The sequence below is a fragment of the Streptomyces seoulensis genome (assembly GCF_004328625.1).
Taxonomy (GTDB): Bacteria; Actinomycetota; Actinomycetes; order Streptomycetales; family Streptomycetaceae; genus Streptomyces; species Streptomyces seoulensis.
Genome location: NZ_CP032229.1, coordinates 2,569,466 through 2,589,029 on the forward strand (window position 1 = coordinate 2,569,466; position 19,564 = coordinate 2,589,029).

17 protein-coding genes are annotated in these 19,564 nt (G+C 72.8%); 6 read left to right on the plus strand and 11 right to left on the minus strand.

The genetic code is table 11. The annotated features are described in order from the left end of the window. The first annotated feature begins 1 nt into the window (after position 1). Positions 2 to 1,177: a serine hydrolase domain-containing protein gene (locus D0Z67_RS11885; RefSeq protein WP_031184230.1), complete on the plus strand. Its 1,176-nt coding sequence runs from the start codon at positions 2 to 4 to the stop codon at positions 1,175 to 1,177. Positions 1,178 to 1,183: 6 nt separating this feature from the next. On the opposite strand, the gene D0Z67_RS11890 is transcribed toward D0Z67_RS11885, so the two are convergent. The 4 genes from D0Z67_RS11890 to D0Z67_RS11905 all read right to left on the minus strand — a co-directional run bounded on the left by D0Z67_RS11890 (position 1,184) and on the right by D0Z67_RS11905 (position 4,635). After that, positions 1,184 to 1,459 carry a DUF1876 domain-containing protein gene (locus D0Z67_RS11890; protein ID WP_031184229.1) on the minus strand — a complete coding sequence of 92 codons (276 nt, stop codon included), beginning with the start codon at positions 1,457 to 1,459 and terminating at the stop codon, positions 1,184 to 1,186. 82 nt (positions 1,460 to 1,541) lie between these two features. Then, entirely contained in the window at positions 1,542 to 2,501 is a 960-nt protein-coding gene (locus tag D0Z67_RS11895) for an NAD(P)-dependent oxidoreductase (protein WP_267974122.1), read from the minus strand. 48 nt (positions 2,502 to 2,549) lie between these two features. After that, positions 2,550 to 3,671, minus strand: coding sequence for an FAD-dependent oxidoreductase (locus tag D0Z67_RS11900; RefSeq protein WP_031184227.1), 1,122 nt, complete (start codon positions 3,669 to 3,671; stop codon positions 2,550 to 2,552). Between the two features lie 118 nt (positions 3,672 to 3,789). Beyond that, a complete protein-coding gene (locus tag D0Z67_RS11905) occupies positions 3,790 to 4,635 on the minus strand; it encodes an EamA family transporter (RefSeq protein WP_031184226.1) in 846 nt (281 codons plus the stop codon). 162 nt (positions 4,636 to 4,797) lie between these two features. On the opposite strand from D0Z67_RS11905, the gene D0Z67_RS29645 reads away from it, so the two are divergent. Further along, entirely contained in the window at positions 4,798 to 4,968 is a 171-nt protein-coding gene (locus tag D0Z67_RS29645; RefSeq protein ID WP_165507344.1) for a hypothetical protein, read from the plus strand. Positions 4,969 to 5,022: 54 nt separating this feature from the next. Here the strand turns inward: D0Z67_RS29645 and D0Z67_RS11910 are convergent, their stop codons facing one another. Both D0Z67_RS11910 and D0Z67_RS11915 read right to left on the minus strand, forming a co-directional pair. Beyond that, positions 5,023 to 7,227, minus strand: a complete 2,205-nt coding sequence (locus D0Z67_RS11910) for an MMPL family transporter (RefSeq protein ID WP_031184225.1) — start codon at positions 7,225 to 7,227, stop codon at positions 5,023 to 5,025. Between the two features lie 104 nt (positions 7,228 to 7,331). Continuing rightward, on the minus strand, positions 7,332 to 7,931 hold the full coding sequence (locus D0Z67_RS11915) for a TetR/AcrR family transcriptional regulator (RefSeq protein ID WP_031184224.1): 600 nt from the start codon (positions 7,929 to 7,931) through the stop codon (positions 7,332 to 7,334). A gap of 177 nt (positions 7,932 to 8,108) precedes the next feature. Between D0Z67_RS11915 and D0Z67_RS11920 the strand changes: the two genes are divergently transcribed. Further along, positions 8,109 to 11,393: a S41 family peptidase gene (locus tag D0Z67_RS11920; RefSeq protein ID WP_031184223.1), complete on the plus strand. Its 3,285-nt coding sequence runs from the start codon at positions 8,109 to 8,111 to the stop codon at positions 11,391 to 11,393. Positions 11,394 to 11,516: 123 nt separating this feature from the next. Further along, on the plus strand, positions 11,517 to 13,697 hold the full coding sequence (helR, locus tag D0Z67_RS11925) for an RNA polymerase recycling motor ATPase HelR (protein WP_051888231.1): 2,181 nt from the start codon (positions 11,517 to 11,519) through the stop codon (positions 13,695 to 13,697). 70 nt (positions 13,698 to 13,767) lie between these two features. On the opposite strand, the gene D0Z67_RS11930 is transcribed toward helR, so the two are convergent. The 4 genes from D0Z67_RS11930 to D0Z67_RS11945 all read right to left on the minus strand — a co-directional run bounded on the left by D0Z67_RS11930 (position 13,768) and on the right by D0Z67_RS11945 (position 17,337). After that, complete coding sequence (locus D0Z67_RS11930; RefSeq protein WP_031184221.1) at positions 13,768 to 13,974, minus strand: hypothetical protein; 207 nt, start codon at positions 13,972 to 13,974, stop codon at positions 13,768 to 13,770. Positions 13,975 to 14,060: 86 nt separating this feature from the next. Next, complete coding sequence (locus D0Z67_RS11935; protein WP_031184220.1) at positions 14,061 to 14,945, minus strand: SDR family oxidoreductase; 885 nt, start codon at positions 14,943 to 14,945, stop codon at positions 14,061 to 14,063. Beyond that, complete coding sequence (locus D0Z67_RS11940; protein ID WP_051888229.1) at positions 14,942 to 15,829, minus strand: alpha/beta fold hydrolase; 888 nt, start codon at positions 15,827 to 15,829, stop codon at positions 14,942 to 14,944. The genes D0Z67_RS11935 and D0Z67_RS11940 overlap by 4 nt, the downstream gene beginning before the upstream one ends. Then, a complete protein-coding gene (locus D0Z67_RS11945; RefSeq protein ID WP_031184218.1) occupies positions 15,826 to 17,337 on the minus strand; it encodes a flavin-containing monooxygenase in 1,512 nt (503 codons plus the stop codon). Before D0Z67_RS11945 ends, D0Z67_RS11940 begins: the two co-directional genes overlap by 4 nt. Before the next feature lie 184 nt (positions 17,338 to 17,521). Between D0Z67_RS11945 and D0Z67_RS11950 the strand changes: the two genes are divergently transcribed. Further along, positions 17,522 to 18,142: a MerR family transcriptional regulator gene (locus tag D0Z67_RS11950; RefSeq protein WP_031184217.1), complete on the plus strand. Its 621-nt coding sequence runs from the start codon at positions 17,522 to 17,524 to the stop codon at positions 18,140 to 18,142. On the opposite strand, the gene D0Z67_RS11955 is transcribed toward D0Z67_RS11950, so the two are convergent. Continuing rightward, on the minus strand, positions 18,139 to 18,942 hold the full coding sequence (locus tag D0Z67_RS11955) for an exodeoxyribonuclease III (RefSeq protein WP_031184216.1): 804 nt from the start codon (positions 18,940 to 18,942) through the stop codon (positions 18,139 to 18,141). The two genes, D0Z67_RS11950 and D0Z67_RS11955, sit on opposite strands and share 4 nt — an antisense overlap. 73 nt (positions 18,943 to 19,015) lie before the next feature. Between D0Z67_RS11955 and D0Z67_RS11960 the strand changes: the two genes are divergently transcribed. Continuing rightward, on the plus strand, positions 19,016 to 19,513 hold the full coding sequence (locus tag D0Z67_RS11960) for a GNAT family N-acetyltransferase (protein ID WP_031184215.1): 498 nt from the start codon (positions 19,016 to 19,018) through the stop codon (positions 19,511 to 19,513). Positions 19,514 to 19,564: the final 51 nt, after the last annotated feature.

The window sequence follows — 19,564 nt, forward strand, 5'->3', positions numbered from 1 at the left end:
CGTGGATGTACGGGTGAACGGCACGGTGGCCGAGGGCTTCGAGCCGGTGGCGGAGGCGTTCGCGGCGAACTTCGCCCGGCTCGGTGAGCGGGGCGCGGCCGTGGCCGTGTACCGGGACGGGCACCGGGTCGCCGACCTGTGGGCGGGCACCCGTGACGTCGACGGCTCGGCCCCCTGGGAGCGCGGCACCGCGCAGATCGTGCGCTCCGCGACCAAGGGGGTCGCCGCCGCCGCGCTCCTGCTGCTGCACCAGCGGGGTCTGCTGGACCTGGACGCCCCGGTGGGCACGTACTGGCCCGAGTTCAAGGCGGCGGGCAAGGAGCGCACCCTCGTACGGGACCTGCTCGCCCACCGGGCGGGCGTGCCGGTGCTGGACCGGCCGCTGACCCCCGAGGAGGCCGCCGACCCCGACCTCGGCGCCGCCGCCGTCGCCGCGCAGGCGCCGGTGTGGGAGCCGGGCACGGACCACGGATACCACGCGCAGACGTACAGCTGGCTCACCGGTGAGCTGGTCCGCCGGGTCACCGGGCGCCCGGTCGGCGAGTTCATCGCCTCCGAGATCGCGGCGCCGGCCGGGGCGGACGTATGGCTGGGGCTGCCCGACTCGGAGCAGGCGCGGGTGGGCCGCGTGGGCCGCGTGGGCCCGCTCCCGGCGCCCGAGGCGACCGGCGCGCTGAAGGTACGGCCCAAGCGTGCCGTGGCGGACGCCTACGCCGACCCCGACTCCCTGACCCGGCGCGCCTTCGCCGCGATCACCCCGCTGCCGGACGAGAACGCGCCCGGCTACCGCGCGGCCGCCCTCCCCGCCTCCAACGGCATCGCCACGGCAGACGGACTGGCCCGCGTGTACGCGTCCCTCATCTGCGAAGTGGACGGCGGCACACGGCTGTTCACCCCTGAGACGATGGAACTTGCCCGCACCGAAGCCTCCGCGGGCCCCGACCGGGTCCTCGTGGTCGGCACGCGCTTCGGCCTCGGCTACATGCTGCATGGTCCGGCCTCCCCCCTCCTCTCCCCCACCGCCTTCGGCCACCCCGGCCGGGGCGGCGCCCTCGCTTTCGCCGACCCCGCCTCCGGCATCTCCTTCGGTTATGTCACCAACGGCTTCCGCAGCGGGGTGGCGGCAGACCCGAGGGCCCAGGCGCTGGTGCGGGCGGTACGGAGTTCGCTGGGCTGACCCCGCTCACACGTGGATCGCGTGCGAGACGCGGCCCGAGTCCGCGTCGATCTCCTCGTGGGCCTTGGCCAGCAGGCGCATGGCGAGTTCGTTCAGGGCGCGGGCGCCGGCGATCTCCTCGCCGACCCTCGGCTGGTTGGAGTCGACCCGGTGCCGGGTGGCATGCCCGTGCGCCCGTATCTCACTGCCGTCCGGCAGCCGTACCAGCGCCACCGCGCGCGTGTGCTGGTCGTCCTCCTCGAACTCCAGCTCGATGTGCCAACCCACGGTGTTGTGCATCATCCCGACCACCTCCGAAAGCCACCGTGCCCCTGTTTCCAGGGTGCGCCCGCCTCCGGCGAAGTTCACGTCGGGCCGCCACCGATCAGTCGGCCGACTTCTCCTCGAAGCTGGCGAAGTAGGCCGCCGCCATGTCCTCGTCCCCGTGGCCCTGGGCGGTCGCGCGGGCGAAGCGCTCGGCGGTGGCTTCGGCGAGGTCGAGGCGGACGCCGCCCCGGTCGGCGGCGGCGGTGATGAGGCGGGCGTCCTTCTCGGCGGTGGCGACGGCGAACGAGGCCGGGGTGAGCTTGCCCTCCAGGACCAGGGCGGACTTGGCGCGCAGGTAGCCCATGTCCAGCGGGCCGCCCTCGATGAGGTCGAAGAACGAGCGCGGGTCGACGCCGAGCGCCTGGGCGAGGGCCAGCACCTCCCCGGTGGCCGCGGTGACCGCGAGCACCCAGTTGTTGGCGACCAGCTTGAGCCGGCTCGCACTGCCCTCGGCCCCGTCCTCGCCGGTCCACACCGTGCGGGAGCCGACCGCGTCGAAGACCGGCGCGAGGGCGGCGCGCCCCGGCTCGGGCCCGGCGGCCAGCACGGTGAGCTGACCGTCCTCGGCGGGCTTACGGGTGCCGAGCACGGGCGCGTCGTAGAACTCCAGCCCGTGCTCGCGGGCGAACGCGGCGAGGCGGCCGGTGAGTTCGGTACCGGCGGTGGTGCTCTGCACCCACAGCGTGCCGGGCCGCAGCGCGGGCGCCGCCTCGCGCATCACCTCCAGCACGGTGTCCCCGTCGTACAGCATGGTCAGCACCACGTCCGCGCCGTCGACCGCCTCGGCGGCCGTGCCGGTGACCCGGACGCCGTCCTCCGCGAGCGGCTCCGCCTTGGCGCGGGTGCGGTTCCAGGCGCGTACGGGCAGCCCGGCGGCGGCGAGGTTGCGGGCCATGGCGGCGCCCATGATGCCGGTGCCCAGCACGGCGACGGTCGGCCGGTCGGTGGCGGTCATACGGTGGCTCTCCTTCTCACGGGATTCTCGAGGGGACGGGGTCCCACGAGGGGCGCCGATCATGCCCCTCACCCCCATCCTGCCCGCAGACCCGGCCCACCCCGCCGTGACTCAGCGGGCCTGTGCGTCCTGGGTGAAGAATTCGATCAGTTCCGCCGACGTGGGCTTGTGGTGGGCCTCGGCGGCCGCGTCGGCGCTGCGCGGGAACAGCCCCCGCTCGTACGCGGCCAGCGCGGCCTCCGTGTCGCCGGGGTGCGCGGCGAGCGCCTCGCCGAGTTCGGCGGCGTCCAGCATGGCGAGGTTGGCGCCCTCGCCGTTGGGCACGGAGAGGTGGGCGGCGTCGCCGACCAGGGTCACGCCGGGCACCCGGTCCCAGCGGTGTCCGATGGGCAGCGTGTAGTGGGGGCGCAGCAGCGGGGCGGTGTCGGACCCCGTGACGAGGGTGGCGAACTCCGGTGCCCAGTCCGCGAACTCGGCCGCGATCCGGGTGGTCGACGCGGCGAGGTCGGTGAAGTCGATGCCGGCGAACCAGTCCAGGGGCCGGGCGAGCGTGACGTAGGCGTGGACGGTCTCGCCCTTCTCGCGGTGCGCCCCGATCCAGCGGCCGTCCCCGTCCGGGTCGACCGCGCCGAACATCCCGCCGCCGACCATCTCGGCGACCGCCGGGTGCCGGGACTCGACGTCGAAGAGGTAGGTCTCGACGAACGCCTCCCCCGCGTACTCCGGCACCGCGCCGGAGAGCAGCGGCCGCACCCGCGACCAGGCGCCGTCCGCGCCGACGAGGAGGCCGGCCGTGGTGGAGGTGCCGTTCGCGAAGGTCACCTCGTGGCGCCCGTCGGCCAGGGTCCGGGTGCCGCTGACCTTGTGCCCCCAGCGGACGGTGCCCTCGGGCAGCGCGTCCAGCAGGATCTGCCGCAGCTCACCGCGCTGCACCTCGGGGCGGCCGCCGGTGCCGTCGTCGGCCTTGTCGAACAGCAGCGAGCCGTCCCGGTGGAAGAACCGCATCGCCTGCCGGCCCTCCAGCACGATGCCCTCGAACTCGTCCGTCAAGTCGGCCGCCTTGACGGCCAGTTGCCCGTTGTAGTCATGGATGTCGAGCATCCCGCCCTGCGTACGCGCCCCCGCCGACGCCTCCGCCTCGTACACGGTCGACGCGATCCCGCGCACCTGCAGCACCCGGGCCAACGTCAGCCCCCCGAGCCCCGCACCGATGATCGTGACATGAGCGGACATGGTCTCTCCTCGCAAAAGACTCCCGCCGGGCAACCACCCGACGACCACCCCAACGTCCCAACCCACCCCGACACCGGACCGATACGACCCCGACAGCCCCGACAGACGGCCGACAGCCTCACCCCGCGTGCAGCATCAGCCCGATCCCCACCACCAGCAGGCCCGCTGCCGCGATGCGTGGAGCGCCGAAGCGTTCCTTGAAGAAGAGGGCGCCGATGGCGGCGCCGACGATGATCGAGGATTCGCGGAGGGCGGCGACGGGGGCGAGGGGGGCGCGGGTCTGGGCCCAGAGGACGAGGGCGTAGGCGGCGACGGAGAGGACCGCGCCGAGGAGGCCGAGGGTGGCGTAGGGCTTGAGTTTGCGGACCATGTCGCCGCGCACCCGGTAGTACATGTACGCGGGGATGAAGATCCCCTGGGCGGCCATCAGCCAGGCGATGTAGCCGAGCGGGGTGTCCGCGTGCCGTACGCCGATGCCGTCGAGGACGGTGTACACGGCGATGGTGAGCCCGGTGGCGACGGCGGCGCCGATGGCCTTCCAGTCCGGCCGCCGCCCGCGCAGCCCCCACAGGCTCACCCCGGTCAGCCCCACGCAGGACACGGCGACCCCGGCCGCCGCCCACCCGCCGGGCACCTCGTGCGCGAACAGGGCCGCCAGCACGGTCACCACCAGCGGCGCGGTACCGCGTGCGATCGGGTACGCCTGCCCGAAGTCCCCGAGCCGGAAGGAGGTCATGAGCAGCGCGTAGTACGCCACATGCACCCCGGCGGAGGTGAGCAGATACGGCCACGCGGGCCCGGCCGGCCAGGGCGCGAACAGCGCCATCACCAGCCCGACGACCAGACCGCCCCCGGCGATCAACGTGAACCCGGTCAGCTTGTCGCTGATCCGGTGGGCGATGGCGTTCCACCCGGCGTGGGTGAAGGCGGCCAGCAGGACAGCGGCGGTGACGAGCGGCGTCACCGGTCAGGACCAGTCGTCGTCATACCCGGCACGCTAACCGATCACTGTGTGGCCTGTACACGAGGTTTGACCGGGGTCACGCGGCCGTCATCACCCGAACAAACCCGGCCAGTTGCACGGAGTCACCGACCCGGGGCGCGGAACACCCCTGGGCTGCGGAGCATGAATGGGACCGAGGGCGCTCGGCTGTTCCGGGAAGCCTGGATCGCGGGGGTCCGCCGCCACTTCCCCGGCGAGCCCGAGCCCGCAGAGCCGGCCGAATGGCCCGACCTGCCTCTCTGGCACCGGGAGACGGTGGCGGACGTGTTCGAGACGCTGGAGAAGACGGCCTGACGACGGACGGCCGGTGAGGCAAGCGCCCCACCGGCCGTCCGTCACAGCACACCGTCAGGCGCGGACCAGCTCCCGCTCCCCGTCCGGGTCGGACTCCGCACGGAGGCCCTCGCCCTCGACGTCGACGTTGGGCAGGGCGCGGTCCAGCCAGGCCGGGAGCCACCAGGCGCGGCGGCCGAGGAGGGCCAGGACGGCCGGGACGATGGCCATGCGGACGATGAAGGCGTCGAAGAAGACGGCGATGGCCAGGCCGAAGCCGATCATCTTGATCATCGCCTCGCTGGAACCGATGAAGCCGGAGAAGACGGCGATCATGATGACGGCGGCGGCGGTGACGACGCGGGCGCTGTAGCGGAAGCCGGTGACGACCGCCTGGCCGGGGTTCTCCCCGTGGACGTACGCCTCACGCATCCGGGTCACCAGGAACACCTCGTAGTCCATGGCGAGTCCGAAGACCACGCCGACCATGAAGATCGGCATCATCGACATGACCGGCCCGGTCTGCTCGACGTTCATCAGGCCGGACAGCCAGCCCCACTGGAAGACCGCGACGACCGCGCCGAGGGCGGCCAGCACGCTGAGCAGGAAGCCGAGGGCCGCCTTCAGCGGCACCAGGATCGAGCGGAACACCACGATCAGCAGCAGGAAGGCGAGGCCGACGACCAGCGCGAGGTAGGGCAGCAGCGCGTCGTTCAGCTTCTGCGACACGTCGATGTTCATCGCCGTGGCGCCCGTGACCAGCAGCTTCGCGTCCGTCGCGGAGGCGATCGAGGCGCTCTTGCCCCGGATCGCGTGCACCAGGTCCTCGGTGGTGGCCGAGGACGGCTGGGACTTCGGTACGACGGTGATGATCGCGGTGTCGCCCGCCTTGTTGGGCGCCGGCGGGGTGACCGTGACGACGTCCTTCAGGCCCTTGATCTCGTCGCCGACCTTGGCGAACGCGGCCTTCTTGTCGGCGCTGCCCTTGGCGTCGACGACGACCATCAGCGGGCCGTTGAAGCCGGGGCCGAAGCCGTCGGAGAGCAGGTCGTAGGCGCGGCGCTGGGTGGTGGAGACGGGCTGGGAGCCGTCGTCGGGCAGCCCCAGTTCGAGCGAGGCGGCCGGGACGGCGGCGGCACCGAGGCCGACCACACCGAGCAGCAGCACGGTCACCGGGCGCCGGACCACGAAGCTCGCCCACCGGGTGCCCATGTTGGGACGGCCGGCCTTCTTCGCCGCGCGTCCCCCGCCGAGCAGCTTGCTCTTCTCGCCGGCCGGCTTGACCGTACGGCCCGCGTACCCGAGCAGCGCCGGGATCATGGTGAGCGCGATCAGCACCGCGATGGCGACCGTACCCGCGGCGGCCACGCCCATCTTGGTCAGCATCGGGATGTTGACCACGGAGAGCCCGACCAGCGCGATGACGACGGTGAGGCCCGCGAAGACCACCGCCGAGCCCGCCGTACCCACGGCGCGGCCCGCCGCCTCCTCGCGGTCGCGGCCCTCGGCCAGCTCGGCGCGATAGCGGGAGACGATGAAGAGGGCGTAGTCGATGCCGACCGCGAGGCCGATCATCGTGGCCAGCGTGGAGGTGGTGGAGCCGAGGTCCAGCGGGGTGGCCAGCGCGGTGATCGCGGAGACGCCGATGCCGACGCCGATGATCGCGGTGAGCAGCGGCAGCCCGGCCGCGATGAGCGAGCCGAAGGTGATGACGAGGACGACGGCCGCGATGGCGATGCCGATGACCTCGCTGGAGCCGGTCTCCGGCGCGGTGGTGAGCGCGTCACCGCCGATCTCGACCCTCAGCCCGGCGTCCCGCGCGTGCCCGGCGCTCTCCTTGAGGGCGTCACGGGAGGAGTCCTCCAGCTCCATCCCGGAGACCTTGTACTTCACCGAGGCGTAGGCGATCGTGCCGTCCCGGCTGACCGCCTTGCCGGTGTACGGGTCGGCGACGGAGGCGACCTCGGAGCCGGAGCCCAGCTCCTTGACCGTCTTCTCCACGGCCGCCTTGTTGGCGGCGTCGGTCATCTTCTGGCCCTCGGGCGCCTTGAAGACGACGCGGGCGGTGGCGCCGTCGGCGCTCATGCCGGGGAAGCGCTGCTCCAGCAGGTCGAAGGCGCGCTGCGCCTCGGTGCCCGGTATGGAGAAGGACGAGTTGCCGGCGGGCGGCGCGGAGGCGGCGCCCACCCCGGCGAGGGTGAGCAGCGCGACCCACAGCAGGGCGACGAAGTGCCGTCGCCGGAAGGCGAATCGGCCGAGTTTGTACAGGTACGTGGCCACGAGGGCGTACTCCCGGTCAGGTCGGGTCGGGCATCTGGGCAGGGGTGGTCAGCCCGGCGACGTGAGCGGAGACGTCAGGTGGTGGGCTTGCGGGGAGGGGTCGGTCAGCTGGTGGGGACGCCGAGGGCGGGGAGGACCACGGCGTCGATGTAGGAGCGCAGGAATTCCTGCGTGGGCGGCTGCTCGTCGATGAGCGCCCGGGTGGCGAACGCGCCGATCATCATGTGCACCACGAACGGCAGCGCCGGGTTGTCCGGGGCCACTTCGCCCCGGTCCACGGCCCGGCCCACCATCCCGCGCAGGGCGGCCATCTCGGGCTCGATGAGCTGTTCCCGGAAGGCGGCGAGAAGGTCGGGGTTGTTGTGGACGGCCATGGCCAGGCCCCGCATCAGGGCACTGTTCTGCTCCATGGCGCAGTCGTCCTCGTGGTGCACGACCGCGAGGAAGTCCCCGCGCAGCGAGCCGGTGTCCACGTCGGCGATCCGGCCGGGCTTGCTGTGCCGGATCGCGCGGGCGACCAGTTCGGCCTTGCCGCCCCACTGGCGGTAGAGCGTGGCCTTGCTGGAGCGGGTGCGGGCGGCGACGGCGTCCATGGTGAGGGCGTCGTAGCCGACCTCGCGGAGCAGGTCGAGGACCGCCTCGTACAGCTCGGCGGCGCGCTCGGGCGTGAGCCTGCTGCGGCGCGCGGTGGCGGCGCCGGTCATCCGCCTCACCCTCTCCCGCTGATCAAGACGACGCTGTACGGGACTCCGTACAGGATGAAGGTACCCCGGCCTTGTACGAAACGAAACCGTTTCGTACGGCCCCGGGGCGTGTCCTGCGTCACGGGGCGCGGGGCCGCACGAGTTGCTGCGCCTCTCGTGCCGGAAAAGCATGGATGGGTGAGCTATCTGCGGCTTCCCCACATCAGTGACGATCTGCTGTGCTTCGTGGCCGAGGACGACCTCTGGCTGGCACCGCTGGACGAACCGGGCCGCCCCTGGCGGCTCACGGCGGACCGCACCAAGGCCGGACACCCCCGTTTCTCGCCCGACGGCAAGCAGATCGCCTTCACCAGCTGGCGCAGCCTGGTGCCCGAGATCCACCTGGTGGACGTGGCCGGCGGCCCGGCGCGGCAGCTGACGTACTGGGGCAGCGCCGACACCCAGGTGTGCGGCTGGACGCCCCCCGACCAGCACGGCAGGAGCGACATCCTGGCCGTCGCCTCGCACGGCCAGCCCTTCTCCTACTTCACCTGGGCCCACAAGATCGGCACCGACGGCAGCCCCGGCGGCCGCCTGCCCTGGGGCCCGGTCGGTGACATCCAGGTCGCGGACACGGCGGGCGAGCACCAGACCCTCCTCCTGACCGGCACGCCCCCGCACGAGCCCGCGTCCTGGAAGCGGTACCGGGGCGGCGCGATGGGACGGCTGTGGCTCCAGGGCCGGCGGCTGCTGGAGGACATCGACGGCCAGCTCTCCTCCCCGATGTTCGTCGCCGGGCGTATCGCCTTCCTCTCCGACCACGAGGGCATCGGCAACCTGTACTCCGTCGCCCCCGACGGCACCGACCTGCGCCGGCACACCGACCACGACGCCTTCTACGCCCGGCACGCCGCGACCGACGGCGAGCGGGTGGTCTACCAGTGCGCCGGTGACATCTGGATCGTGGACGACCTCTCCCCCACCGGCACCCCGCGCAGGCTGGACATCGACCTGGGCGGCGCCGCCCCCGGCCGCCGCCCGTACCAGGTGCCCGCCGCGCACAACGTCGACGGCCTCTCCGTGGACGAGACCGGCCGGGCCAGCGCGGTCACCGTCCGGGGCAGCCTGTACTGGCTCACCCACCGCGACGGCCCGGCCCGCACCATCGCCGACACCCCCGGCGTCCGGGTGCGCCTGCCGGAGATGCTGGGCTCGACCGGCCAGCTCGCCTACGTCACCGACGCCGAGGGCGACGACGCGATCGCCATCGCCCAGCTGCCCCGCGCCACCGGCGGCCGCGAGCCCCGGCTGCTCGGCGAGGGCCGCCTCGGCCGGGTGCTGGAGATGGTCTCCGACCCGGAGGGCGAACGGCTGGCGGTCGCCTCGCACGACGGTCGCCTGCTGCTGATCGATGTCGCGGAGGACGAAGAAGGCACAGCGAGCACCGAGGGCAGGCAGCCCGGCACCGTCACCGAGCTGATCCGCTCCGACAACGGCCCCGTCCGCGACCTGGCCTTCTCCCCCGACGGCGCCTGGCTCACCTGGTCACACCCCGGCATCGGCCGCTCGCTGCGCAAGATCAAGCTGGCCCGGATCAAGGACCGGCTGATCGTGGACGTCACCAACGGCCGCTTCGAGGACGAGAACCCGGTCTTCACCAGCGACGGCCGCTACCTCGCCTTCCTCTCCTGGCGCGGCTTCGACCCGGTGTACGACGTGCACACCGGCGACCTGTCCTTCCCGCTCGGCTGCCGTCCCTACCTCGTGCCGCTGAACTCGGCCACGCCCTCCCCGTTCGCCCTCAACCCCGAGGGCCGTCCGGCGGCGGGCGGGCTCGATCCGCTGGAGGCGGGGTCCGGCGAGAGCGGCACGGTGACGGTGGAGGTGGAGGGGCTGGAGAACCGGGTCACGCCGTTCCCGGTGATGTCGTCCAAGTACTCGGCGCTGCGTCCGGTCGCCGGCGGCGGCCTGGTCTGGCTGCGCTGGCCGATCTCCGGCGCGCTGGGCGAGACCTTCGTCAACCCGGCCGACATCAGCGGCCGGCCCACGCTGGAGCACTTCAACCTCAGCAAGGCGAAGAAGTCCGAACTGGTCGGCCACCTCGACTGGTTCGAGGTGAGCGGCGACGGCACCCGGCTGGTCGTGGTGGACGAGGGCGAGCTGCGCGCGGTGCCCGCCACCGAGCCCGGCGACAGCGACAGCACGGTCTGGATCGACCTGCGGCGCATCCTGCACGAGGTGGACCCGGCCGCCGAGTGGCGCGGCGCCTACGCCGAGGGCGGCAGGCTCATCCGGGACTACTTCTGGGACCCCGGCATGTGCGGGATCGATTGGCCCGCCATCCTGGAGCAGTACCGCCCGCTGGTCGAACGGGTCACCTCCCCCGACGAGTTCGCCGACCTGATGCGTGAAGTCCTCGGCGAACTGGGCACGTCGCACGCCTACGTCACCCCGGCCCGGCGCAACGAGGGGCCGCCGCACTACCAGCGCCGGCAGGGCCTCCTCGGGGCCAACTTCGTCTGCCGGGACGGGGCTTGGATGATCGCCCGCATCCTCGACGGCGACTCCTCCGACTCCCGCGCCCGCTCCCCGCTGGCCGGTACCGGCATCCGCGAGGGCTCCGTGCTGACCCATGTCAACGGGCGCCCGGTGGACCCGGTGACCGGGCCGTACCCGCTGCTCGCGGGGTCCGGCGGCACCACCGTCGACCTCACCTTCACCCCGCCCCCGGGCGAGCCGGGCCCCGCCCGCCGGGTGGCCGTGGTCCCGCTGCTCGACGACCGCTCGCTGCGCTACCAGGACTGGGTGGCCAAACGCCGCGAGGTGGTGAGGGAGTTGAGCGGCGGGCAGTGCGGCTATCTGCACATCCCCGACCTGGGCGGCTCCGGCTGGGCGCAGTTCAACCGCGATCTGCGCCTGGAGGTGTCCCGGCCCGCGCTGATCGTGGACGTGCGCGGCAACGCGGGCGGGCACATCAGCGAGCTGGTGATAGAGAAGCTGACCCGGACCATCCTCGGCTGGGACCTGACCCGTGACGCGGAGGCGGTGTCCTACGCCTCCAACGCGCCGCGCGGGCCGGTGGTGGCGCTGGCGGACGAGGCGACCTCCTCCGACGGTGACATGATCACCGCGGCGTTCAAGCTGCTCGGGCTCGGACCCGTGGTCGGGCAGCGCACCTGGGGCGGGGTCGTCGGCATCACCGGCCGGCACCGGCTCGGGGACGGCACGGTGATCACGGTGCCGATGAACGCGGCCTGGTTCGACGAGTACGGCTGGTCCGTGGAGAACCGGGGCGTCACGCCCGACCTGGAGGCGCTGCGCACCCCGCTGGACTGGGCCGAGGGGCGCTACGCCCAGCTCGACGACGCCGTGCGGCTGGCGCTGGAGATGCTGGAGACGACCCCGGTCGCGGTGCCGCCCGACTACAGCGACGTACCGGACCGCTCACGGCCCAAGCTGCCGCCGCGTGAGGAGGGGGCATGAAAAAAGGCGGGTCCTCCCGCCGTGAACAACGTATAGCGCAAGGGGGGCCTTGCGGCAAGGCCCCCCTCATGCCGCAGAATCGCTCGCCGAGCCCAGAACCTGCGGAAATGAGTGATCCACTACATGTGTGCGCTGCTGTCCGAGCGTGAACCCGCGCCGGAGTCCCGCGCGTTCGACCTCCCCGACCGGCTCGCCGCCAAGGCCGACCCGGCACTGATCGGCGCCGACAAGCGGCACTTCGCGGAGATCGCCGAGAGCCTGGAGCAGACCGTCGCCGAGCTGTCCGCGAGCCTGGACGCGCTGCGCCGGGCGCCCGGCGGGGTCGGCCGTGAGGTGCTGGAGCGGGACCTGGAGATCCACCGGCTGACCGCCCGGCTGCGCGCCCTGCGCCGCTTCGGCCTCGACCTGTGTCTCGGCCGCATCGTGCACGACGGTGACGGCGAGGACGCGGAGCCGGTCTACATCGGCCGCCTCGGCCTCACCGACAGCACCGGCCGCCGGCTGCTGATCGACTGGCGCTCCCCGGCCGCCGAACCCTTCTTCGCCGCCACCCACGCCCACCCGATGGGCCTGGCGAGCCGCCGCCGCTACCGCTGGACGCGTGGCCGGATCACCGACTACTGGGACGAGGTGTTCACCGCCGACGGCCTGGAGCACCACGCGGCGCTGGACGACCAGTCCGCCTTCATCGCCACCCTGGGCACCAACCGCTCGGAGCGGATGCGGGACGTGCTCGCCACCATCCAGGCCGACCAGGACGCGATCATCCGCGCCTCCTCGCGCGGCGCCCTCGTGGTGGACGGCGGCCCCGGCACCGGCAAGACCGTCGTCGCCCTGCACCGCTCCGCCTACCTGCTGCACTCCGACCCGCGCCTCGGACACCGCCGGGGCGGCGTCCTCTTCGTCGGCCCGCACCAGCCCTACCTCAACTACGTCGCCGACGTGCTGCCGAGCCTGGGCGAGGAGGGGGTGCAGACCTGCACCGTGCGGGATCTGGTCGCCGAGGGCGCCACGGCGGGCGTCGAGAGCGACCCCGAGGTGGCCCGGCTGAAGTCCTCGGCGGAGCTGGTGAAGGGCATCGAGAAGGCGGTCCGCTTCTACGAGACCCCGCCCACCGACCCCCTGACCGTCAGCACCCCGTGGGGCGAGCTGCACCTGAGCGCCGCCGACTGGGCCGAGGCGTTCGAGGCGGCGGAGGCGGGCGTCCCGCACAACGAGGCCCGCGACCTGATCTGGGAGGCGCTCGTCACGATCCTCCGCGACCAGCTCGACAAGGAGGTCCCGCCCACCCTCTTCCGCCGGGCCCTGGCCGCCGACGGCGAGCTGACCGGCACCCTCCGCCGCGCCTGGCCGCTGCTGGAGGCGGCCGATCTGGTGGGCGACCTGTGGACGGTCCCGGCCTACCTGCGGATGTGCGCCCCCTGGCTCTCCCCCGACGAGGTGCGCCTGCTGCGCCGCGCCGACCCGCAGGCGTGGACGGTGTCCGACCTGCCGCTGCTGGACGCGGCCCGGCAGCGGCTCGGGGACCCGGAGGTCTCGCGGAAGAAGCGCCGCCAGGCCGCCACGGTCGCCGTCGAGCGGGAGCGGATGTCCGCCGTCATCGACAGCGTGCTCGCCGCCGACCCGGACGGCGAGGGCGCGGTGACCATGCTGCACGGACAGGACCTCAAGGACAGCCTGGTCGACGAGGGCGCGCTGCCCGCCATCGAGGCGGACGCGCTGGCCGGGCCGTTCGCGCACATCGTGGTGGACGAGGCCCAGGAGCTGACCGACGCCGAGTGGCAGATGCTGCTCCTGCGCTGCCCGTCCCGCAGCTTCACCATCGTGGGCGACCGGGCCCAGGCCCGGCACGGCTTCACCGAGTCCTGGCGGGAGCGGCTCGCGCGGGCCGGCCTCGGCCGGGTGGAGGTGGCCTCGCTGAGCATCAACTACCGCACCCCGGAAGAGGTGATGGCGGAGGCGGAGCCGGTGATCCGCGCCGCCCTCCCGGACGCCAACGTGCCGGTCTCGGTCCGCGCGGGCGGCATCCCCGTCACCTACGGGACGGTCTCCGACCTGGACGCGGTGCTGCACGACTGGCTGGCCGGGAACGAGGAAGGGACCGCCTGTGTCATCGGCGATCCCGAGTTCAAGGAGCGCCCCCGCGTCCGCTCGCTCACCCCGGAGCTGGCCAAGGGGCTGGAGTTCGACCTCGTCGTACTGGTGGACCCGGACGCCCTCGGCGACGGCATCGAGGGCGCGGTGGACCGGTACGTGGCGATGACCCGCGCCACCCAGCGGCTCGTCGTGCTGAGCGGTACCTAGTCACGCGCCGGGGCGGGGCGCCCGGACGTGCCGGGCGCCCCGCCGCGTGGCTTTCGCCGGACCTGCCGCGTCAGGCGGTGTGGTCCGGGTCGAAGCGGTCCTCGACGTCCCGCATGCCGGCCTCGGCGCGGTCACGCTGGGGCTGGCCGGCGCGCTCCTGGTGGTCACGCCCCTGCGGGCCGCGCTGACCGGCCTTCTCGCGGGCCTGGCCGGCCTTCTCCTTGGCCTGCTCCTGCATCTTGCGGGACTTCTCCTGGAACTGGTCCTTCATACCCATGTGGGTTCACATCCCTGGTGAGAACGGTTGCGGCCCCGGTGGAGCCTCGACCAGATTCACACGGGTGAACACCCTCCGCATGTCGATCAGTTACGCTGCGTAGCCCGAGCCGCCTCGTCGGCCGCGCCGCCCGCGCCGACCAGCCCCGACCGCATCCCGGTCAGCCGGTCCGCGTACCTGCGCATCTCCCGCTGGCCGACGGTGCCGATGAGCGCCGGGAGGTAGCCGCGCATGCCCTGCATCCCGCGCAGCCACCACTGTCCGTACACGTGGGGCGACCGGCGCTCGATGCCGTCCACCAGCCGGTCGACGGCCGGACCGAGCGGGTAGGTCTTGTTCGACGGCCAGGGCAGCCGCTGCCTCAACTCCCGCATCACGTCGTCCTGGTCGGCGCCGCGCACCATGTCGGTGTCGGTCCAGGACAGGTAGGCGACGCCCACCCGCACGCCCAGATAGCCGACTTCGCCGCGCAGGCTGTGCGCGTACGCCTCCACGCCGGACTTGGAGGCGCAGTACGCCGTCATCATCGGCGCCGGGGTCATCGCGGCGAGGGAGGCGATCTGGAGCAGGTAGCCGCGGCTCTCGGTGAGCACCGGCAGGAAGGCGCGGGCGGTGACGGCCGAGCCGATGAGGTTGACCTCGATCACCCGCCGCCAGGCCACCGGGTCGGAGTCGGCGAACGGACCCCCGGTCGCCACACCGGCGTTGGCCACCACGATGTCGACCTTGCCGAACCGCTCCTTCACCTCGGCGGCGACCCGGCCCATCGCCTCGTGGTCGGTGACGTCGGCGTACCAGTACGCGCTCTCGCCGTACAGCCGCTCGGAGACGGCCTTCAGCTCGTCCTCCTCCAGGCCGACGAGGGCCACCCTGGCGCCGCGCGCGGAGAGTTTGCGGGCGAGCAGCTCGCCGACGCCGCGTGCCGCACCGGTGACGACGGCCACCTGTCCTTCGAGACCGACCTTGCTCATGCGCCCTCCTCCAGGCGGACGGGGACGGACCCCGTGACGTACGTGGTGACGAGTTCCCGTATGCGGCCGTTCACCGCATTCGGCGCCTCCATCGGGGACATGTGCCCGATGCCGAACAGCTCGGTCAGTCCCGCGCAGTTGGGCAGCTCGGCCACCAGCGCGCGGGCGTGCGACGAGGGGGTGAGCCGGTCGGCGGTGCCGTGCAGCACGACGGTGGGCACGGTCAACTTCCTTACGCCGTGGTCGAGATCGAGCCGGTCCAGCACCCCGCCCCAGGCGTGCCGGGCGGCGCGCGGGCAGGCGTGCACGATCCGGGCGCAGGCGTCGACCAGACGCGGGGCCGAACCGGGGCCCATGGTCGCGTACTTGAGGATCTTCTTCGCGAGCGGTGTGACCGGGCCGAGCGGCAGGGACGAGCCGAGGACGCGTCCGGTGAGCCAGGTGCGGACGCGTCCGGCGGGCAGCGGCACCACCCGCGCCTCGGCGGTCAGCCGTCCGCTGCCGGTGCTGCACAGCAGGGCCGCGGCAGCGTGCTCCTGGAAGCGGGGGCGGCCCGAGGCGGACATGATCGTCATGCCGCCCATGGAGTGGCCGACGACCAGGGTGCGTTCACCGGGCGCGAGGGTCGCCGCGAGCACCGCTTCGAGGTCGTCCGCGAGCGCGTCGGTGGAGCACACCGGGCTGTACGGGCTCAGGCCGTGGCCGCGCTGGTCGTAGGCGATGACCCGGTGGTCGCGGGCGAGGTCCGCGATCTGCGCGGCCCAGAAGGCGGTGGAGCAGGTCCAGCCGTGGGAGAGGACGACCGCGGGCGCGTCCTCGGAGCCGTGCACCTCCACGTGCAGGCGGGCGCCGTTGGTGGAGGTGACCTCCAGGGTGCGGCTCATGCGGTGGCCTCGCTCGGGACGGCGGCCGGCTTCGTGGCGGGCTTGCGCAGCACCTCGTACTCGGTGAGGTCCACCCGGCGGGTGGCCTGGCGGAACTCGGTGGTGGTGCCGGGCCAGACGGTGGTGTTGCGGCCGCCGGCGTCCAGGTACCAGCTCGTGCAGCCGCCGGTGTTCCAGACGGTGCGCTTCATCCGCTCCTGCACGCGCCGGTTCCAGCGGCCGACGGCGGCGGGGCGGGCGTCCAGCGCGGTGCGGCCGCCGAGGGTGTCGAGCTGGCGCATGTAGTCGGCCAGGTAGTTGAGCTGGGACTCGATCATCAGGATCATCGAGGAGTTGCCCAGGCCGGTGTTGGGCCCGATCACGCTCAGCCAGTTCGGGAACCCGGCCGCCGAACCGCCGCGCAGCGCCTCCATCCCGCCCTTCCACGCCTCGGCGAGCGTGACGCCCCCGACGCCGATCACGCGCTCGGCGATGGGCATGTCGGTGACGTGGAAGCCGGTACCGAAGACGATCGCGTCGACCTCGGTCTCGGTGCCGTCGGCGGCGACCACGGTGGAGCCCCGGATCTCGGTGACCCCGCTGGCGACCACGTCCACGTTGGGCTGGGCGAGCGCCGGGTAGTACGCGCTGGACAGCAGGATGCGCTTGCAGCCGATGCGGTAGTCCGGGGTCAGCTTGGCGCGCAGGGCCGGGTCCTTGATGGCGCGGGCCATGTTGCGCTTGGCCAGCCGCTCGACCAGGCCGAGTTCGTCGGGGCGCTTGGTGAACGCCTGCACCTGGAGTTCCCTGATGCCCCAGAGCAGCCCGCGCCGCAGCCGTGCGGTGAAGGGCAGCGCCTGGTGCAGCTTGCGCTCGGCGGTGCCGATGGCCCGGTCCATGCGGGGCATCACCCAGGGCGGGGTGCGCTGGAAGACGGTGAGCCGGTCGACCTCGGGCTGGATCGAGGGGACGATCTGGATCGCCGAGGCGCCGGTGCCGACCATGGCGACGCGCTTACCGCGCAGGTCGTAGTCGTGGTCCCAGCGGGCGGAGTGGAACACCCGGCCGGGGAACGAGTCCAGGCCCGGGATCGCGGGGATCTTCGGGTCGGACAGCGGGCCGGTGGCGGAGACCACCACGTCGGCGGTGAGCGAGCCGCTCGCGGTCTCGATGTGCCAGCGCAGCTCGTCCTCGTCCCAGGTCATCAGCTTGACCTCGGAGTCGAAGCGCAGATGCGGGCGGAGGTCGAAGTCGTCCGCGACGCGCTCCAGGTAGGCCCGGATGTGCTCCTGGCCGGAGAAGGTGCGCGGCCAGTCGGGGTTGGGGGCGAAGGAGAAGGAGTACAGGTGCGACGGCACGTCGCAGGCGCAGCCCGGATAGCTGTTGTCCCGCCAGGTCCCGCCGACGCCGCCGGCCCGCTCCAGGACGACGAAGTCGGTGATCCCCTCCCGGCGCAGCCGCACGGCGGCCCCCAGCCCGCCGAAGCCGGACCCGATCACCGCCACCCGTACATGCTCGTGCTCGGCCATCCCGACGCCTCCACGCATCCTCGGACTCCGCCAGTGAACACTGGCGCAATGGGACTGTAGAACAGCTCCGTACTGAGCGGTAGGGGGCGCGGAAAGGAAAGTTACCGGCGGTACGCCATAGGCTGCGGACGTGGCAGAAGACGGCGGACACAGCGACGGGCAGGCCGGCGGGCGCGAGTACCGCATGGAGGAGCTGGCGCGCGTCGCCGGCATCACCGTGCGCACCCTGCGGTTCTACCGCGAGCGCAGACTGATCCCGCCGCCCCGCCGCGAGGGCCGTATCGCCTGGTACGACGACCATCACCTGGCCCGGCTGCGCACCATCGCGGCGCTGCTGGAGCGCGGGCACACCCTGAACGGCATAGCCGAGCTGGCCGAGGCGCTGGACAACGGCCGGGACGTGGCCGACCTGCTGGGCGTCGCCCCGCCCACCGAGGAGGAGCCGGTCCGGCTGACCCCGGAGGAGCTGGCGGCCCGCTTCGAGGGCGACGTCACCCCGGAGAACCTGGCGGCCGCGATGGCCCTCGGCTATGTCGGCACCGACGGCGACCAGATCGTGCACATCAGCCGCCGCCTGCTGGACGTCTCCTCGGCACTGGTCCGCGAGGGCATCCCGCTGGCCGAGGTCCTGACGGCCGCCGCCCGCGTCCGCGAACACGCCGACGCCCTCGCGGCCCTCTTCGCCGACGTGATCCGCCGCCACGCCCCCGAGGACTCCCTGCAACGCCTGCGCCCGCTGGCCCGCAGCGTGGTGGAGGCGGAACTGTCCCTGGCGATGGACCGCCGGCTGAGCAAGCTCGACTAGCGCTCGTACACCACGGTGACGGGGGCGTGGTCGGACCAGCGTTCGGTGTGGGTGGCGGCGCGCTCGACGTGGCCCTTGACCGCCTTCGCGGCGAGGCCGGGGGTGGCCATGTGGTAGTCGATGCGCCAGCCGGAGTCGTTGTCGAAGGCGCGGCCCCGATAGGACCACCAGCTGTACGGGCCCTCGGTGTCGGGGTGCAGGGCGCGGACCACGTCCACGTAACCGCCGTCCCCGGGTGCGAGCACCCGGCTCAGCCACTCCCGCTCCTCGGGCAGGAAGCCGGAGTTCCTGGTGTTGCCGCGCCAGTTCTTGAGGTCGGCCTGCTGGTGGGCGATGTTCCAGTCGCCGCAGACCAGCACCTCGCGGCCGTCGGCGGCGGCCCGCTCGCGCAGTTCCTTGAGGTGGGCGGCGAACTCGCCCATGAAGCGGAGCTTCTCGTCCTGCCGCTCGGTGCCGACCTCGCCCGAGGGCAGGTACAGCGAGGCGACGGTCACACCGGGGAGGTCGGCCTCGACGTAGCGGCCCGAGCCGTCGAACTCCGCCGAGCCGAAGCCGACCCGGACGCGGTCGGGCTCACGGCGCGTGTAGAGGGAGACGCCCGCGCGGCCCTTGGCGGCGGCGGGCGCGTGCACCACATGCCAGCCGTCGGGCTGCCGTACGTGCTCCGGGAGCTGCTGCGGCTCGGCGCGCACCTCCTGCAGGCAGACCACGTCGGCCGAGGTCTGGTCCAGCCACTCCACGAAGCCCTTCTTGGCGGCGGCCCGCAGTCCGTTCACATTCACCGAGGTCACAGTCAGCACCAGGGCACGATACCGGCACACTGGTCCAAGACAGACCGACTCCCATTCGCCGCATAGAAGTACGATACCCAGCATGATTATACGTCGCGTCCGCTTCGACCACCCCGACGCCGTGAAGCTCAACGACGAGGTCCAGGCCGAGTACCACGTGCGCTACGGCGACGGCGGCGACGCCACCTCGCTCGACCCGGCCGACTTCGACCCGCCCGGAGGCGCGTACCTGATCGCGTACGACGCTCAGGACCGCCCGGTCGCCACCGGCGGCTGGCGCAGCCAGGACCTGAACGAGGAGGGCAACCAGGACGGCGACGCGGAGCTGAAGCGCATGTTCGTCATCGCGCAGATGCGCGGCCACGGCCTGGCCCGCCGCATCCTCGCCGAACTGGAGGAGGACGCCCGCGCGGCCGGCCGCACCCGCATGGTCCTGGAGACCGGCACCGAACAGCCCGAGGCCATCGCCCTCTACACCTCCAGCGGCTACACCCCGTGCACCAAGTTCGGCTACTACCGCCACCACGAGAACAGCCTCTGCTACGCGAAGCCGCTCGGGACGGCGGAGGGCACCAAGTAACGCGGCTCGGTGGCCTGTTGCTGCAGCACAGGCCACTGCTTTCCCTGTGAC

Bases quoted from the DNA above. Each gene is read 5' to 3' on its own strand.
- D0Z67_RS11890 (WP_031184229.1), bottom strand. From the start codon at position 1,459: ATGATGCACAACACCGTGGGTTGGCACATCGAGCTGGAGTTCGAGGAG.
- D0Z67_RS11895 (WP_267974122.1), bottom strand. From the start codon at position 2,501: ATGATCGGCGCCCCTCGTGGGACCCCGTCCCCTCGAGAATCCCGTGAG.
- D0Z67_RS11900 (WP_031184227.1), bottom strand. From the start codon at position 3,671: ATGTCCGCTCATGTCACGATCATCGGTGCGGGGCTCGGGGGGCTGACG.
- D0Z67_RS29645 (WP_165507344.1), top strand. From the start codon at position 4,798: ATGAATGGGACCGAGGGCGCTCGGCTGTTCCGGGAAGCCTGGATCGCG.
- D0Z67_RS11915 (WP_031184224.1), bottom strand. From the start codon at position 7,931: ATGACCGGCGCCGCCACCGCGCGCCGCAGCAGGCTCACGCCCGAGCGC.
- helR (WP_051888231.1), top strand. From the start codon at position 11,517: ATGTGTGCGCTGCTGTCCGAGCGTGAACCCGCGCCGGAGTCCCGCGCG.
- D0Z67_RS11930 (WP_031184221.1), bottom strand. From the start codon at position 13,974: ATGGGTATGAAGGACCAGTTCCAGGAGAAGTCCCGCAAGATGCAGGAG.
- D0Z67_RS11935 (WP_031184220.1), bottom strand. From the start codon at position 14,945: ATGAGCAAGGTCGGTCTCGAAGGACAGGTGGCCGTCGTCACCGGTGCG.
- D0Z67_RS11940 (WP_051888229.1), bottom strand. From the start codon at position 15,829: ATGAGCCGCACCCTGGAGGTCACCTCCACCAACGGCGCCCGCCTGCAC.
- D0Z67_RS11945 (WP_031184218.1), bottom strand. From the start codon at position 17,337: ATGGCCGAGCACGAGCATGTACGGGTGGCGGTGATCGGGTCCGGCTTC.
- D0Z67_RS11950 (WP_031184217.1), top strand. From the start codon at position 17,522: ATGGAGGAGCTGGCGCGCGTCGCCGGCATCACCGTGCGCACCCTGCGG.
- D0Z67_RS11960 (WP_031184215.1), top strand. From the start codon at position 19,016: ATGATTATACGTCGCGTCCGCTTCGACCACCCCGACGCCGTGAAGCTC.